The following is a 14460-nucleotide window of genomic DNA, read 5'->3' as shown; positions in this document are numbered from 1 at the left end:
AGTCGCCGCGTGCGGATCGGCATCCGCATCCTGAAGAACGACGAAGGCCCGCCCCTGACGGGACGGGCCTTCGGAACGCTTCGAGAGCGTGACCTGGGAGAGGTCAGAGCGCTGCGACCTGCTTGGCGATGGCCGACTTGCGGTTCGCCGCCTGGTTCTCGTGGATGACGCCCTTGCTCACAGCCTTGTCGAGCTTCTTGGTCGCCTTCGCAAGCGACAGCTCTGCGGCGGCCTTGTCGCCCGCCGCGATCGCCTCGCGGGTGCGACGCACCTCGGTGCGCAGCTCGCTCTTGACGGCCTTGTTGCGCTCGTGCGCCTTGTCGTTGGTCTTGTTGCGCTTGATCTGCGACTTGATGTTCGCCACGTGTCGACGTTTCTTTCGTTCGGAGTGATGTGAGGGAGAGCCGAGCAGCATGAGAGGGATGCCATCCGGCGATCGTGCGGGCAATCCCACACGCAAGCCAAACAAGGAGTCTACCAGGTCGATCTGGTTATCCACGCCCGGGGCCGGTGGTCACGAGCGGCCTCGTCGATGAGAGATGATCGATGCGCGTCACCCGAGGCGCCATCGCGAGCGAAGGAGCTCTGTCGTGCCCGATCCACTTGTCCCCGCGCCGGTGCGCGGTCTCCGCTGGTCCGCCGCGACCGCCGCATTCCAGATCGAGGGAGCCCGCGCCGCTGGCGGCCGGGGCCGCTCCATCTGGGATGACTTCGTGGACGCACCCGGAGCGGTCCGCGACGGTTCGACAGCGGAACCCGGGCCGGACAGCTTCCACCGGTATCTCGAGGACGTCGACCTGCTCACGCGTCTCGGCGTGGACCGCTACCGGTTCTCGATCTCCTGGGTGCGGGTGCAGCCGACCGGCGCAGGAGGCATGAATCCCGAAGGGATCGCCTACTACGACCGGGTCGTCGACGCCCTGCTGGCGGCCGGCATCACGCCATTTCCGACGCTCTACCACTGGGACCTCCCCTCGACTCTCGAGGCCGCCGGCGGGTGGCTCGCCCGCGATACGGCGGAGCGCTTCGCCGACTACGCGGCGCTGGTCGCCGAAGCGCTGGGCGATCGCGTGAAGCACTGGTACACGATCAACGAACCGGTCTCGACGTCACTGCAGGGCTACGCGATCGGCGAGCTCGCTCCAGGCAGGCAGCTGCTTTTCGAGTCGCTGCCGACGGTTCACCATCAGCTGCTGGCGCACGGGCTCGCCACTCGAGTCCTGCGCGAGGCGGGCGCCGAGACGATAGGCATCGTGAACAACCACACCGACGTGCGTCCGGCATCGCCATCCGCTGAGGATCAGGCAGCCGCGTACGTGTACGACATCCTCCACAACCGGATCTTCGCGGAACCGGTGCTGCTCGGCCGCTACCCCGACATCGAAGCGCTGGGGATGCCGCCGATGCCCGTCGAGCCCGGAGATCTCGAGATCATCTCGACGCCCACGGATGTGTACGGCTTCAACTTCTACAACCCGACCACGATCGCCGCGGCCCCGCCCGAGAGCCCCATTCCCTTCGTGAACGTGCCGACCCCGGGTGCGCCCTGCACCGGGTTCGGCCCGGAATGGCCGATCGTCCCCGATGCCCTCACCGACGTGCTGCTCGACTTCCACACCCGGTACGCGGACGCCCTTCCGCCGATCGTCATCGCCGAGAACGGCGCATCCTTCCCCGAACCCGACTCCATGACCGGGCCGATCGACGACCAGGACCGCATCGCGTACCTTCAGGGTCATATCGCGGCTGTCGAGCGTGCCCGCGACCTGGGAGTGCGCATCGATGAGTACACCGTGTGGTCGCTCCTGGACAACTTCGAGTGGGCTGAGGGGTTCACGCAGCGCTTCGGGCTGGTCCACGTCGACCACGCGACGGGGGAGCGGACGCCCAAGGCGTCCTTCGACTGGTACCGCACACACATCGAGGAGGCAGCACGATGACACGTCCACCCGGAAAGGTCGGAGCCACCTGGCTCACCCTGTTCACCTTGGCGTGGCTCGCCATCTGGACCGTGCAGCTGACGCCCATCCAGCTGCTCCTGCCACTGCAGCTCAACACCCCCGACAGCGCATCCGGCTGGATCCAGGGTGTCGTGTCGTCGGGGCTGATCCTCGGAGTCGGCGGCCTCGTGGCACTCGTCGCCGTGCCGGTCGCGGGTGGTCTCTCCGACCGGACGCGGCTGCGATGGGGGCGACGGCGGCCATGGGCCGTCGGCGGCTCCCTGCTCGCCGGCGCATCCCTCGCTGCGATGGCGTTCGCGAAGGAGCCCCTCGCGGTCGGCGCCGGCTGGGTCGGCGTTTCGGTCGGTCTTGCGCTCGCGATGGCGGCATTCACGGCGCTCATCGCGGACCAGCTGACCACCCAGCGCGGCGCCGCGTCGGCATCCGTCAGCTCATCGCAGGCCGTCGGGATCGTCCTCGGCGTCGGAGTCGTGGTGCTGCTGGGGCTCGGGATCGCAGCCGGGTATCTGCTGCTGGCAGTGTTCATCGCGGTGGTGGGCACCGTCACCGCCGCACTGCTTCCCGATCCGCTGCCCGAGAGCTTCGCGCACGTGGGCGGAGCGCGGGTGCCGTTGAGCGAACGGTTCGCCATCCTGCGCAACCGCGACTTCGCGTGGATGCTGTCGGGCCGCCTCGCGGTCAACATCGGCAATGCGCTCGGCACCGGGCTGCTGCTCTTCTTCCTGCTGTACGGGCTTCACCAGGATCCGGCCGGAGCCGAGGACAACCTGCTCCTCCTGATCGTCGTCTACACGGTCTTCGTCGTGATCGCCTCGATCGCCGCCGGCGCGGTGTCAGACCGCACCGGTCGGCGCAAGGGCCTCGTCGTCTGGTCGTCGCTCATTCAGGCCGCGGCGGCCGTCCTCATCGCCGTCGCACCCGGCTTCGAGGTGACCCTGGTCGCGGCGGCCCTCCTCGGCGTCGGCTACGGCGCCTTCAGCACGGTCGGACTCGCGTTCGCGACCGACATGCTCGGCGAGGAGGACCATGCGCTGGATCTCGGGCTCGTCACCGTCGCCAGCAACCTGGGCCAGCTGCTCGGGCCGCTCATCGGGGCGGGCCTGGTGGCCCTCGTCGGCGGCTTCTGGCTGCTTTTCGCGGCGTCGGCGCTGCTGTCGGTCGTCGGCGCGCTCATGAACGCGGTCGTGAGGGCTCCCGTTCGAGTGTCGTGAGTGCGAGGTTCAGCAGAGCGTTGAACACCTGGGGTCGCATCACGGTCACGTGATGGGTGGTGCGGGGCACGACGATCAGCTCGGCGTGCTGCGCCACCTGCATGAAGAGCCGTTCGTTGACGCGAAGCTGATCGAACTGTCCGTTGACCAGCCACAGCGGCACGTCGATGCGGTGCAGCGCCGCGAGCAGGTCGAGGACCGACAGGCTTCGCAGCGCGATGTCCTGCGCGTCCAGCGCATAGCCGCCGGCGCCGAAGTCGGCACGGGTCTCCTCGGGCAGGATGCGATCGAGCATCCGGTTCGTCAGCCACATCCCCCGATCGGGCAGCGAGTCGAGGCCGCGCGCGAGCAGCCGGTACGCCGCGAGCCCGACTCCCCGTGGGATGGCCGTGCAGGACGCCGCGATGAGTCCGGCCACCGGCGGTGGATCCTCGCGACCCGTGTATCCGACGCAGAGCAGGCCACCCATGGAGTGCCCGACGAGGAGCACCGGGCCACGGGTCGCGGCATCCTGCACCGCGTCGTCGATCGTCGCGAACGCGCCGTCGAGGGTGAACTCCTCGGCCATGCGCGAGCCATGCCCCGGCAGATCCACGGCGACGGCCGGATTGCCCCGATCGGTAAGGTGCGCCACCTGCGTGCGCCACATCGTGGCGGACGTCCGGATGCCGTGCACCAGAACGACCTGGATCACCATCGACCCAGGCTAATCGCCGGGTGGCTGTCGGGTCGTGAGCCACGTCATCGGCCGATCACCTTCGACGAGGCGGGTCGGCGCGTCGTCCCCACGGTCGCCGCACCGTCGCCGCACCGTCGGTATCCTGGGCGCAGGCGCCGCCGGCGCCCACCCGGAGGATCGCACGAATGATCGACATCGTCGTCAACGGGACCGGCCCGCTCGGACGGATGGTGTTCCACCTTCTGGAGTCCGATGACCGCTACCGGGTGCGCGCCTTCACGGCGGATGCCCGGTACTGCTCTGAGCCGTCGCTGCTGGGGGTGCCGCTGATCCCGCATGACGACATCGTCGCCGCCATCCCGCCCGACGATGCCGAGTGCGTTTCGGCCCTCGGCGGCCTGGGCGGGTGGGAGGCACGCAGGGCACACGCGGCGACGATGACCGCACTCGGCTACCGCCACGCGAACTACGTGCATCCGAGCGCCGTCGTGCAGGGCGAGCAGACCTGGGGGGCGAACAACATCGTCTTCCCCTTCTGCACGATCGGGTTCGGCGGTGTGATGGGCCACGACAACGTCCTGCGCGAGAAGGTGTACCTCGGCCATGAGCACCAGGTCGGCGACCACACCTTCATCGGAGTGGGCGCGACCATCGGAGGCGGGTGCTCGCTCGACGACGGGGCGTACATCGCGATGGGATCCACCCTGACCAACGACATCACGGTGCGCTCGGGAGCGTTCATCGGCATCGGCAGCCTTCTGCTGAAGGACGCGCTTCCGAACACCCGCTACTACGGTCACCCCGCCCGGCCTGACGCCGAGAAGGGGCGAGGATCGTGAGCCGGGTCACGCCGCTGCGGCGACACAGCGACGCCCGCGGTCACCTGGTCGCCGTCAGCGGCGAAGCGGAGGTTCCGTTCGCCATCCGACGCGTGTTCTGGATCTACGGCAACGCCGGCGGGCTCTCGCGCGCGGGACACGCGAACGCCGCGACCACCGAGCTGATCGTCAGCGTGGCGGGCTCGTGTCATGCGTCGCTGGACGGACCCGACGGGAGGACCGAGGTCATTCTCAACAGGCCGGACGCTGCGCTGCTCGTGCCGCCCATGACGTGGCTGGAGCTGTCGGATTTCACGCCCGACTGCGTCCTCATCGTGCTGGCCGACACCGAGTACGAGGCCGAGGACTCCATCGCCTCGCTGGATCGCTTCCAGGTCCTCACCGCTCGATGATCGCGTTCTACGACCTGCAGGCGGTCAACGAGCGTCACCGCGCCGAGATCGACCTCGCGATCGCCGCTGTGCTCGACAGCGGGCAGCTGATCCTCGGTCCGCAGACGTCCGCATTCGAGTCCGACTTCGCGCAATTCTGCGGCACACGCAACGCCATCGGCGTCGGCAGCGGGCTCGACGCATTGTCGCTCATCATCCGGGCCATGGGAATCGGGCCGGGCGACGAGGTGATCGTGCCCGCCAACACCTTCATCGCGACGGTGCTGGCGGTCAGCGCGAACGGCTCCGCGCCTGTGCTCGCAGACCCCGACCCCGAGACGATGCTGCTCGATGCCGCCACGGTGGAATCGCTCATCACCGCGCGCACCCGGGCCATCATCGCCGTCCACCTCTACGGCCGCCTGTGCGACATGGCAGCGCTGTCCGAGGTCGCCGAACGCCACGGCCTGCGGCTGATCGAGGATGCCGCCCAAGCGCACGGCGCCGCACGCGACGGCCGCCGAGCCGGCGCGTTCGGCGACGCGGCCGGGTTCTCGTTCTACCCGACGAAAAACCTCGGATGCCTCGGAGACGGCGGCGCCGTGACGACGGACGACGACGCACTGGCGGAGCGCATCCGGATGCTGCGCAACTACGGGTCCGCAGCCAAGAACGTCCATGAACTCCGCGGAGTCAACTCGCGGCTGGACGAACTGCAGGCGGCCGTGCTGGGCGTCAAGCTCCGCCACCTCGACGACGACAACCTGCGCCGACGCGAGATCGCCGCACGGTATCGCGAGCTCCTCGCGGGATCGGGCCTCATCACGCCGACGACGTCCGAGCCGGATCATGTCTTCCACCTGTTCGTCGTCCGCACGTCCGAGCGAGACCGGGTGCAGGCGGCGCTGCGCGAGGCGGGGATCGGGTCGGCGATCCACTACCCGACGCCGCCGCACCGCCAATCCGCCTATCGGGCGCTCGCGCGCACACCGCTGCCGGTCGCCGATCGGCTCGCCGACGAAGTCCTCAGCATCCCGATGCATCCCGCTCTGTCGGATTCCCAGGTGGTCCGGGTCGCCGAGGTGCTTCGTGGCGTCGCCTGAGCTCGTCTCCGCGCTCGTGCCTGCGTACAACCACGCGCGCTACGTCCGCGAGTGCCTCGAGGCTCTGCGCGCGCAGACCCACCGTCCACTCGAACTGCTGATCGGCGACGATGGATCGTCCGACGACACGGTCGACGAGATCCGCTCGTTCCTGCGCGAGCACGGTCATGAGTTCGATCGCGTCGTGTTCCGGCCGAGTGCCGCGAACCGCGGCACCGCGGCGACCCTGAACGACCTGCTCGCCCACGCCCGCGGCCGCTACCTGTTCCTGAACGCGTCGGATGATCGCGCGGCGCCTCGCGCGATCGCCACCCTGGCGGCGGTGCTGGATGCCGACTCCCGCGCCGCCCTCGCGGTGGGCGACAACATGATCATCGACGACGCCGGCGAGCGGATCTACTGGGGTCCACGACGGCAGGCGCAGCAAGTTCCGTCTGACACGAGTTACCAGACCTGGGCCCAGTATCTGCGAGCCGATTTCGGTTCCGGCGTCTTCGACGCACGTCATTTCGGGAGGGCCGGCACGCTGTATCGAGGCAACCACGTCCCCAACGGCAAGCTTTTCCGGCGCGCCGCGGTGGAGGCTGTCGGCGGCTGGCGGGTGGGCGCCATGGAAGACTGGGACCTGAACTTCCGTCTCGCCTGCCGATTCCGTCTCCGCTTCGTCGACGAGGTGCTGTTCTGCTACCGGTGGCACGACACGAACACGATCCGGAATCCGCCACTCGTCGATGGGCCGAGAGCGGCGACCAAGGCGGCCATCACCGATCAGCTTCGCAATCCGTTCGTGTACCTGCGCGTGATGGCGGACCGTGACAACCGCTCGGGACTTCCACTCTGGAGCCTGCTTCGCGGTCAGCCCCCGGCGTCTGGTCCGGGCGAATTCCGTGCGGGTCGCCCGCCCGAGGTGCGGGCGCGCTCGAGAACTGCACGAATCCGATCGTGGCGGCGCTGGCGCGGGTAGAGGCCCGAGCGGACACAAACCGACGCTGCGTGCTGCCAACCAAGGCTCGACGCTCGCGTCGTGGCGTCGGACGGCCGCCCAGCCTGGTCGACGCACCGGTTCGTCGTGTCAACGTCACCGCACGCATACTCGGCGGGTTCGCGGCATCCGCCCCCGTAGAATCGACGGGACATGTCACCCCGCGCCCTGAAGCCGCTCGAGCCCGCCGCGACCCCGCCTGAGCTGATCCGCAACTTCTGCATCATCGCCCACATCGACCACGGCAAGTCGACCCTGGCCGACCGGATGCTGCAGATCACCGGCGTGGTCTCGGACCGCGACATGCGCGCGCAGTACCTCGACCGCATGGACATCGAGCGCGAGCGCGGCATCACGATCAAGAGCCAGGCGGTGCGGATGCCGTGGGCCTCCACCGACCTCGGGTCGTCGAGCGAGCGAAGCGAGCCGAATCGCGCCGACGCCATGCAGACCTACGCGCTCAACATGATCGACACGCCCGGGCACGTCGACTTCACGTACGAGGTGAGCCGCTCGCTCGCGGCGTGCGAGGGCGCCGTCCTGCTCGTCGACGCCGCTCAAGGCATCGAGGCGCAGACTCTCGCGAACCTGTATCTCGCGCTCGAGAACGACCTGCACATCATCCCGGTGCTGAACAAGATCGACCTGCCGGCGGCCGACCCCGAGAAATTCGCGCTCGAACTGGCGAATCTCATCGGCGGCGACCCCGACGACGTGCTGCGGGTCAGCGGCAAGACCGGGCAGGGCGTCGAAGAGCTGCTCGACCGGATCGTGCGCGACATCCCCGCCCCGACTGGCGATGCGAACGCGCCCGCACGCGCGATGATCTTCGACTCGGTGTACGACTCCTACCGGGGTGTCGTGACCTACGTCCGAATGATCGACGGCAAGCTCGAGCCACGAGAGCGCATCCAGATGATGTCGACCAGGGCGACGCACGAGCTGCTCGAGATCGGGGTATCGAACCCCGAGCCGACCCCGAGCAAGGGGCTCGGCATCGGCGAGGTCGGCTACCTCATCACCGGTGTGAAGGACGTCCGCCAGTCAAAGGTCGGCGACACCGTCACAAACGCCCGCAAGCCCGCACAGGTCGCGCTTGCCGGGTACACCGACCCGAAGCCCATGGTCTTCTCGGGCATCTACCCGATCGACGGCAGCGACTACCCGGTGCTGCGTGAGGCGCTCGACAAGCTGAAGCTGTCGGATGCCGCGCTGCAGTACGAGCCCGAGACCTCAGTGGCACTCGGCTTCGGCTTCCGCTGCGGATTCCTGGGGCTCCTGCACCTCGAGATCGTCACCGAGCGCCTGGCGCGCGAGTTCGATCTCGACCTCATCACCACGGCGCCGAGCGTCATCTACGAGGTGACGACGGATGCCGGCAAGCAGATCACCGTGACGAACCCCAGCGAGTATCCCGACGGCCGGGTCGCCACCGTGTCGGAGCCGATGGTGAAGGCCGCGATCCTCACCCCGAAGGACTACGTGGGCACCGTCATGGAGCTCTGCCAGTCCCGCAGGGGGACGCTGCTCGGCATGGAGTACTTCAGCGAGGAGCGCGTCGAGCTGCGCTACAACATGCCGCTCGGCGAGATCGTCTTCGACTTCTTCGATCAGCTGAAGTCCCGCACCCAAGGCTACGCGAGCCTCGACTACGAGCCCAGCGGGCAGCAGGAAGCGGACCTCGTGAAGGTCGACATCCTGCTGCAGGGCGACAAGGTCGACGCCTTCTCGTCGATCGTGCATCGCGACAAGGCGTACGCGTACGGCGTGCTCATGACCGAGCGGCTCAAGAAGCTCATCCCTCGCCAGCAGTTCGAGGTGCCGATCCAGGCCGCGATCGGCGCGCGGATCATCGCCCGCGAGTCGATCCGGGCGATGCGCAAGGACGTGCTCGCCAAGTGCTACGGCGGCGACATCACGCGCAAGCGGAAGCTGCTCGAGAAGCAGAAAGAGGGCAAGAAGCGGATGAAGATGGTCGGCCGTGTCGAGGTCCCCCAAGAGGCGTTCATCGCCGCGCTCTCGGGCGACACCGAGGGCAAGGACAAGAAGTAGCCGGTTAGGCTGGAACCCATGCGTCGAGGAACCTTCCGGGACGAGACCGTCGACTACGCGGCCGTCGGGGCTACTCAGGCACCCGACCTCATGCACTATCCTCCGGAGCGCAGCACCCCCGCGGAGGAGTCGTGGCGCATCGGCAGCGGCGAGGCTCGCTTCCAGTCGGCGAGCGAGGCGCTGCTCTCGTGGGCGGCGCAGCGCGGCGCCGGACTCGAGCTGAAGGATGTCCGCCCGGCATCCGGGCCGATGTACTCCGGCGTGAGCTTCGACGCCGAGGGCAACCCCGTCGCCCCGAGCCGGGCCGAGACCGACGTGCGGTACGACGCCGACGGCACGCCGTATGTCGGGGCTGGAACCACGATCCGACTCGATGGGCGGATCAAGGGCATGCGAGCGGATGCCGAGCTGCGCGTGATCTTCGCGATCGAGGAACCCCGCCGCGTCGGGTTCGCCCTGGGGACCATCTCGGACTCGGTCGTCAGCGGCGAGGAGTCCTTCATGCTCGAATGGAACGACAAGGACGAGGTGTGGTTCACCGTCCGCGCCTTCGATGCGCCGGCCGCGCTGCTGTACCGAGTGTTCCCGGGGCTCATGCGCCGGCGACGGCGGGAGCTGTTCACGCGGTACCTCCGCGCGATTTCTCCGCTGTACACCACCCCCGCGTGACACGCTGATGGGCTCCGCGCTGCCGCTCGGCGAGCCGGCACCGGTCGACGGGTCGCTTCCCGACGCCACCGGCATCGACCAGGCCACGCCATTCGGCGTCTATCTGCACGTCCCGTTCTGCCGCGTCCGCTGCGGGTACTGCGACTTCAACACCTACACATCGAGCGAGCTGCAGGGCGCGCGCCAGGACCAGTACGCCGACACCCTGCTGCGCGAAGTGGCGCTCGCCGAACGGGTGCTCGGGGCGGCGGGACCCCTCCGGCCGGCGAGCACGGTCTTCTTCGGTGGCGGAACCCCGACGCTGCTGCCGCCGGGCGATCTCACGCGGATGCTCGACGGTGTCCGCACGACCTTCGGGATCGAGGCGGATGCCGAGGTCACCGTCGAGGCGAATCCCGACACCGTGACGGATGCCGTGGCGGCCGAGCTGGCGGCATCCGGAGTCACCCGCATGTCGATCGGCATGCAGTCCGCCGTCCCGCATGTACTCGCGGCGCTCGATCGCACGCACGAGCCTGCGAACGTGCGCACCGCGCTCGTTTCGGCCCGGGCCGTCGGGTTCGACGTCAGCCTCGACCTCATCTACGGCGCGCCCGGCGAGTCGCTCGTGGACTGGCGGGCATCGCTCGAGGACGCGGTCGCGCTCGCACCCGACCACATCTCGGCGTACGCGCTGATCGTCGAGGAGGGCACGAAGCTCGCCCGGCAGATCCGCCGTGGCGCCGTGCCCGCGCCCGACGATGACCTGCAGGCCGACATGTACGAGCTCGCCGACGACCTGCTCGGCGCCGCCGGGTACGAGTGGTACGAGGTCTCGAACTGGGCGCGCTCCAACTCGCAGCGCTCTCGCCACAATCTCGCGTACTGGCAGGGAGCGGACTGGTGGGGCTTCGGTCCCGGCGCGCACAGCCACATCGCGGGCGTGCGCTTCTGGAACGTCAAGCACCCCGCCGCGTACGCGCAGCGGCTCGCGGGCGGCGAGTCGCCCGCGGCAGGTCGCGAGCGACCGGATGCCGCGGCCCGGGCCCTCGAGAGCGTGCTACTGCGCACCCGGATCCGCGAGGGCCTGCCGGTCTCGGAACTCCTCGGCGAGGGCCGCCACGCCGTCGCGGCGCTCATCGCCGACGGGCTCGTCGACGGACCGTCGGCGCTGCACGGCAGCATCGTCCTCACGCGGCGCGGACGCCTGCTCGCGGATGCCGTGGTCCGGGCACTCACCGACTGATCAGCTCTCGCGGTGCGGGCGATCGCCCCCGGTCGCCCCGCGAGGGAGCGAAGCGACCGAGACGAGACGCGCCGAACCCAGGGGACTGGCCATGCACGTCACGTAACCCCGTTTCTTCTCGCTTCGCTCGCTCAACGACCGAGCAGGTCCGGTCGCCCCGCGAGGGCGCGGAGCGACCGAGACGAAACGCGCTGAACCCGCGGGAACGACCTACCCTCGGGTGACGGCGTTTCGTCACGCCCCTCGCTCAACGACCGAGCACGTCCGGTAGAATTGGCACTCAAGTCATGCGAGTGCCAAGTCACTCCGGTGCGGATGTCCCTGGCGCCGACAGCATGTGAGGAGGCGGGATGGTCAGCGAACGCGGTCTGCAGGTGCTGCGCGCGATCGTCCAGGACTATGTCGACACGCGTGAGCCGGTCGGAAGCAAGACGATCGTCGAGCGGCACGCGTTCGGCGTGTCGGCGGCGACGATCCGCAACGACATGGCCCTCCTCGAAGACGAGGAGCTCATCGCCGCGCCGCACACGTCCTCGGGTCGCGTCCCGACCGACAAGGGCTACCGCGTCTTCGTCGACCACCTCTCGGAGCTGCGGCCGCTCAGCGCCGCGCAGCGCAGCGCGATCTCGTCGTTCCTCGAAGGGCCGGGCGATCTCGACGATGTGCTGGTGCGGACCGTCCGAGCCCTGACCCAGCTGACCGGCCAGGTCGCCATCGTGCAATATCCGTCGTTCGCGCGCGCGCATGTGTCGCACGTCGAGCTCGTCCAGCTCGGCAGTGGTCGGATGCTCGTCATCGTCGTCACCGACACCGGGCGCGTGTCGCAGCGGATGACGTTCGTCGGCGCGCACTTCGACGACGACGATCTCGCGCGCATGCGGGCCGAGCTCGGCACACTCCTCGTCGGACGATCCGTCCGCGACGGCGTGCAGCGTATCGATGACCACCTCTTGAAGACGGCTCCGGCCCCGGCATCACGGGATGCCGCGATCGCGGCGATCATCCGCGTCGTGGCCGAAGAGCTCGAGGAGTTCCGCCAGGACCGGCTGGTCCTCGCCGGGAGCGCGAACCTCGCTCGCAGCGAGGCGGACTTCCGCGGCAGCATCTATCCCCTCCTCGAGGCCATCGAGGAGCAGGTGACGATCCTCAAGCTCATGAGCGAGATGGTCGCCGACGAGCACGGTCTGGCCGCGAGCATCGGCCGCGAGAACGATGCATTCGGCCTCGGCGAGGCATCCGTCCTCGCATCCGACTATGACGCGACCGGCTCCCGGGCCCGGGTCGGCGTGCTCGGGCCGACCCGCATGGATTACCCGACGAATCTCGCCGCGGTGCGGGCGGTCGCCCGCTACCTCACGCGCATGCTCGAAGAAGACGAGAGCAGCCGCTGACGGCGGCGACGATTTCACATGATCCGCGGCTCGCCGCGGCAGGAAGGCGAATGTGGCTGACCACTACGAGGTCCTCGGCGTCTCACGCGACGCCACCACCGACGAGATCAAGAAGGCGTATCGACGCCTGGCACGGCAGCTGCATCCCGATGTCAATCCCGGCGCGGATGCGTCCGAGCGGTTCAAGCTCGTCACTCACGCGTACGACGTCCTGAGCGATCCCGACCAGCGCGCCCGCTACGACATGGTGGGCGATCAGCCGTTCGGCGGTGCCGGGGGCACCGGCGGGTTCGGCGGGTTCAGCGACATCTTCGAGACGTTCTTCGGCGCCGCCGGAGGAGGCGGCCGAGGCGGCCGCCCGCGCTCACGACGAGAGCGGGGCCAGGACGCGCTCGTGCGGGTCACGCTGGAACTCGGGGATGTCGTCTTCGGCGCCCACCGCGAGATCGAGGTCGACACCGCCGTGCTGTGCGAGACGTGCAGCGGGTCCTGCTGCCAGCCCGGCACCACGCCCGTCACGTGCGACATCTGCCACGGGACGGGACACGTGCAGCGCCAGGTGCGCAGCCTCCTAGGCAACGTGGTGACGACTCAGCCCTGCAACATCTGCCAGGGCTACGGCACGACCATCCCCTACCCGTGCGCGACGTGCCAGGGTCAGGGGCGCGTCCGTGCCCGCCGCACGGTCTCGCTCGACATCCCGGCTGGCGTCGAGACCGGGCTGCGCCTGCAGCTTCCGGGCTCGGGCGAGGTCGGGCCGGCGGGTGGCCCCAATGGCGACCTCTACATCGAGGTGACCGTCTCGCCCCACGAGATCTTCAGCCGCGACGGCGACGATCTGCTCGCGACCCTGGAAGTGTCGATGCCCGACGCGATCCTCGGCACGACGACGACGATCGAGTCGCTCGACGGGTCGGTCGAACTCGAGTTGCGCCCTGGAGTGCAGGCAGGGGACGTCCTCACCATCAAGGGTCGCGGGATCACTCCGCTGCGCGGCACGCAGCGCGGCGACCTGCGTGTCGGAGTGCATGTCGTCACTCCGACACGCCTCGATCACCGCGACCGCGCTCTCATCGAGGAGTTCGCCAAGCGCACCCGGGCCCCCGGTCCGCGACTCGCGGAGTTCCACCAGGGACTGTTCGCCAAGCTCCGCGACCGCTTCCGCAACGGGTGACGGATGCCGCTGCACTTCCTCCTCGATCAGCCTGCTGCGCAGCAGCCCGGCGACGCCGTGGTGCTCACCGGAACTGAGGCGCACCATGCGGCGACCGTCCGACGCGTGCGCGTGGGCGAAGAGGTCACGATCGGTGACGGCCGCGGGGTGTGGCTGGCGGGTGAGTGCGAATCGGTGGCGCCGCGAGAAGTCGTCGTGCGGATCGCGATGAGGACCGAGGTCGCTCGACCGCATCCGCGGATCGTGCTGGTGCAGGCGCTCGCGAAGGGCGACAGAGACGAGCTCGCCGTGCAGGCTGCGACCGAGCTGGGCGTCGACGAGATCGTGCCGTGGCAGGCGGCGCGGAGCGTATCGCGGTGGGACGCCGCCAAGGCCGAGAAGGGCCGGGCGCGGTGGGCCGCGATCGTGCGCGAGGCGGGCAAGCAGGCCCACCGCGCCTGGCTGCCCGACGTGTCGTCCCTGCTGTCGTCGGCCGCGCTTGCCGGGCGTGCGGCGGCGTCCCGTCTTCTCGTGCTCGAGCCGAACGCACCCACGGCCCTGACGTCGCTCGTCCTCGGGGCGAACGACGACATCGTGCTCGTGGTCGGTCCCGAGGGCGGCATCGCGCCCGATGAGCTGGAGGCGCTGGCCGCGGCCGGCGGGGAGCCGGTCCGTCTCGGCGACACCGTCCTGCGCACGTCGACCGCGGGGCCCGCGGCACTGGCGGTCGTGAATGCCGCGCTGCGGCGCTGGTAGCAGGCGCTGCTCGGTGGCCCGAGCGTTTCGTCTCGCTTCGCTCGCTCAACGACCGGGCACGGCACGTC

General features: G+C 69.2%; 14 protein-coding genes. 12 read left to right on the top strand and 2 right to left on the bottom strand.

Going from position 1 to position 14460, the window contains the following annotated elements; genetic code table 11:
* Positions 1 to 103: 103 nt before the first annotated feature.
* Positions 104 to 364, bottom strand: coding sequence for a 30S ribosomal protein S20 (gene rpsT, locus ABD212_RS06270; RefSeq protein WP_344062887.1), 261 nt, complete (start codon positions 362 to 364; stop codon positions 104 to 106).
* A gap of 226 nt (positions 365 to 590) precedes the next feature.
* Between rpsT and ABD212_RS06265 the strand changes: the two genes are divergently transcribed.
* Both ABD212_RS06265 and ABD212_RS06260 read left to right on the top strand, forming a co-directional pair.
* Complete coding sequence (locus ABD212_RS06265; protein ID WP_344092320.1) at positions 591 to 1940, top strand: GH1 family beta-glucosidase; 1350 nt, start codon at positions 591 to 593, stop codon at positions 1938 to 1940.
* Positions 1937 to 3172: an MFS transporter gene (locus tag ABD212_RS06260; protein ID WP_344092318.1), complete on the top strand. Its 1236-nt coding sequence runs from the start codon at positions 1937 to 1939 to the stop codon at positions 3170 to 3172. Before ABD212_RS06265 ends, ABD212_RS06260 begins: the two co-directional genes overlap by 4 nt.
* On the opposite strand, the gene ABD212_RS06255 is transcribed toward ABD212_RS06260, so the two are convergent.
* Positions 3132 to 3869 carry an alpha/beta fold hydrolase gene (locus ABD212_RS06255; protein ID WP_344092316.1) on the bottom strand — a complete coding sequence of 246 codons (738 nt, stop codon included), beginning with the start codon at positions 3867 to 3869 and terminating at the stop codon, positions 3132 to 3134. The two genes, ABD212_RS06260 and ABD212_RS06255, sit on opposite strands and share 41 nt — an antisense overlap.
* A 167-nt stretch (positions 3870 to 4036) precedes the next feature.
* Here ABD212_RS06255 and ABD212_RS06250 point away from each other — a divergent pair, with 167 nt between their 5' ends.
* The 10 genes from ABD212_RS06250 (at position 4037) to ABD212_RS06205 (ending at position 14392) form a co-directional block, all read left to right on the top strand.
* Complete coding sequence (locus ABD212_RS06250; protein WP_344092314.1) at positions 4037 to 4690, top strand: LbetaH domain-containing protein; 654 nt, start codon at positions 4037 to 4039, stop codon at positions 4688 to 4690.
* Positions 4687 to 5082: a sugar 3,4-ketoisomerase gene (locus ABD212_RS06245; protein WP_344092312.1), complete on the top strand. Its 396-nt coding sequence runs from the start codon at positions 4687 to 4689 to the stop codon at positions 5080 to 5082. The genes ABD212_RS06250 and ABD212_RS06245 overlap by 4 nt, the downstream gene beginning before the upstream one ends.
* Positions 5079 to 6164 carry a DegT/DnrJ/EryC1/StrS family aminotransferase gene (locus ABD212_RS06240; protein WP_344092310.1) on the top strand — a complete coding sequence of 362 codons (1086 nt, stop codon included), beginning with the start codon at positions 5079 to 5081 and terminating at the stop codon, positions 6162 to 6164. Before ABD212_RS06245 ends, ABD212_RS06240 begins: the two co-directional genes overlap by 4 nt.
* Positions 6151 to 7128: a glycosyltransferase family 2 protein gene (locus tag ABD212_RS06235; protein WP_344092308.1), complete on the top strand. Its 978-nt coding sequence runs from the start codon at positions 6151 to 6153 to the stop codon at positions 7126 to 7128. The genes ABD212_RS06240 and ABD212_RS06235 overlap by 14 nt, the downstream gene beginning before the upstream one ends.
* Before the next feature lie 171 nt (positions 7129 to 7299).
* Complete coding sequence (gene lepA / locus ABD212_RS06230) at positions 7300 to 9198, top strand: translation elongation factor 4 (RefSeq protein WP_344092305.1); 1899 nt, start codon at positions 7300 to 7302, stop codon at positions 9196 to 9198.
* Positions 9199 to 9216: 18 nt separating this feature from the next.
* Entirely contained in the window at positions 9217 to 9867 is a 651-nt protein-coding gene (locus ABD212_RS06225) for a DUF1990 domain-containing protein (RefSeq protein ID WP_344092303.1), read from the top strand.
* A gap of 7 nt (positions 9868 to 9874) precedes the next feature.
* Positions 9875 to 11092 (top strand): radical SAM family heme chaperone HemW, encoded by a 1218-nt coding sequence (hemW, locus tag ABD212_RS06220; protein WP_344092299.1) that lies wholly within the window; start codon positions 9875 to 9877, stop codon positions 11090 to 11092.
* Between the two features lie 350 nt (positions 11093 to 11442).
* A complete protein-coding gene (gene hrcA, locus ABD212_RS06215) occupies positions 11443 to 12483 on the top strand; it encodes a heat-inducible transcriptional repressor HrcA (protein ID WP_344092297.1) in 1041 nt (346 codons plus the stop codon).
* 52 nt (positions 12484 to 12535) lie between these two features.
* A complete protein-coding gene (gene dnaJ / locus ABD212_RS06210; protein ID WP_344092295.1) occupies positions 12536 to 13657 on the top strand; it encodes a molecular chaperone DnaJ in 1122 nt (373 codons plus the stop codon).
* Positions 13658 to 13660: 3 nt separating this feature from the next.
* A complete protein-coding gene (locus tag ABD212_RS06205) occupies positions 13661 to 14392 on the top strand; it encodes a 16S rRNA (uracil(1498)-N(3))-methyltransferase (protein ID WP_344092292.1) in 732 nt (243 codons plus the stop codon).
* Positions 14393 to 14460 lie beyond the last annotated feature (68 nt).

Origin of the sequence: Microbacterium deminutum (assembly GCF_039530205.1) — a bacterium.
Lineage (GTDB): Bacteria > Actinomycetota > Actinomycetes > Actinomycetales > Microbacteriaceae > Microbacterium > Microbacterium deminutum.
Note: the sequence above shows the minus strand (reverse complement) of the source record. Positions and strands in the feature narration are given on the sequence as shown.

Excerpts from the sequence above, each read along its gene's own strand:
- lepA (WP_344092305.1), top strand. The coding sequence starts at position 7,300 with ATGTCACCCCGCGCCCTGAAGCCGCTCGAGCCCGCCGCGACCCCGCCT.
- ABD212_RS06205 (WP_344092292.1), top strand. The coding sequence starts at position 13,661 with ATGCCGCTGCACTTCCTCCTCGATCAGCCTGCTGCGCAGCAGCCCGGC.
- ABD212_RS06250 (WP_344092314.1), top strand. The coding sequence starts at position 4,037 with ATGATCGACATCGTCGTCAACGGGACCGGCCCGCTCGGACGGATGGTG.
- ABD212_RS06255 (WP_344092316.1), bottom strand. The coding sequence starts at position 3,869 with ATGGTGATCCAGGTCGTTCTGGTGCACGGCATCCGGACGTCCGCCACG.
- hrcA (WP_344092297.1), top strand. The coding sequence starts at position 11,443 with ATGGTCAGCGAACGCGGTCTGCAGGTGCTGCGCGCGATCGTCCAGGAC.
- ABD212_RS06225 (WP_344092303.1), top strand. The coding sequence starts at position 9,217 with ATGCGTCGAGGAACCTTCCGGGACGAGACCGTCGACTACGCGGCCGTC.
- ABD212_RS06260 (WP_344092318.1), top strand. The coding sequence starts at position 1,937 with ATGACACGTCCACCCGGAAAGGTCGGAGCCACCTGGCTCACCCTGTTC.
- hemW (WP_344092299.1), top strand. The coding sequence starts at position 9,875 with ATGGGCTCCGCGCTGCCGCTCGGCGAGCCGGCACCGGTCGACGGGTCG.
- ABD212_RS06240 (WP_344092310.1), top strand. The coding sequence starts at position 5,079 with ATGATCGCGTTCTACGACCTGCAGGCGGTCAACGAGCGTCACCGCGCC.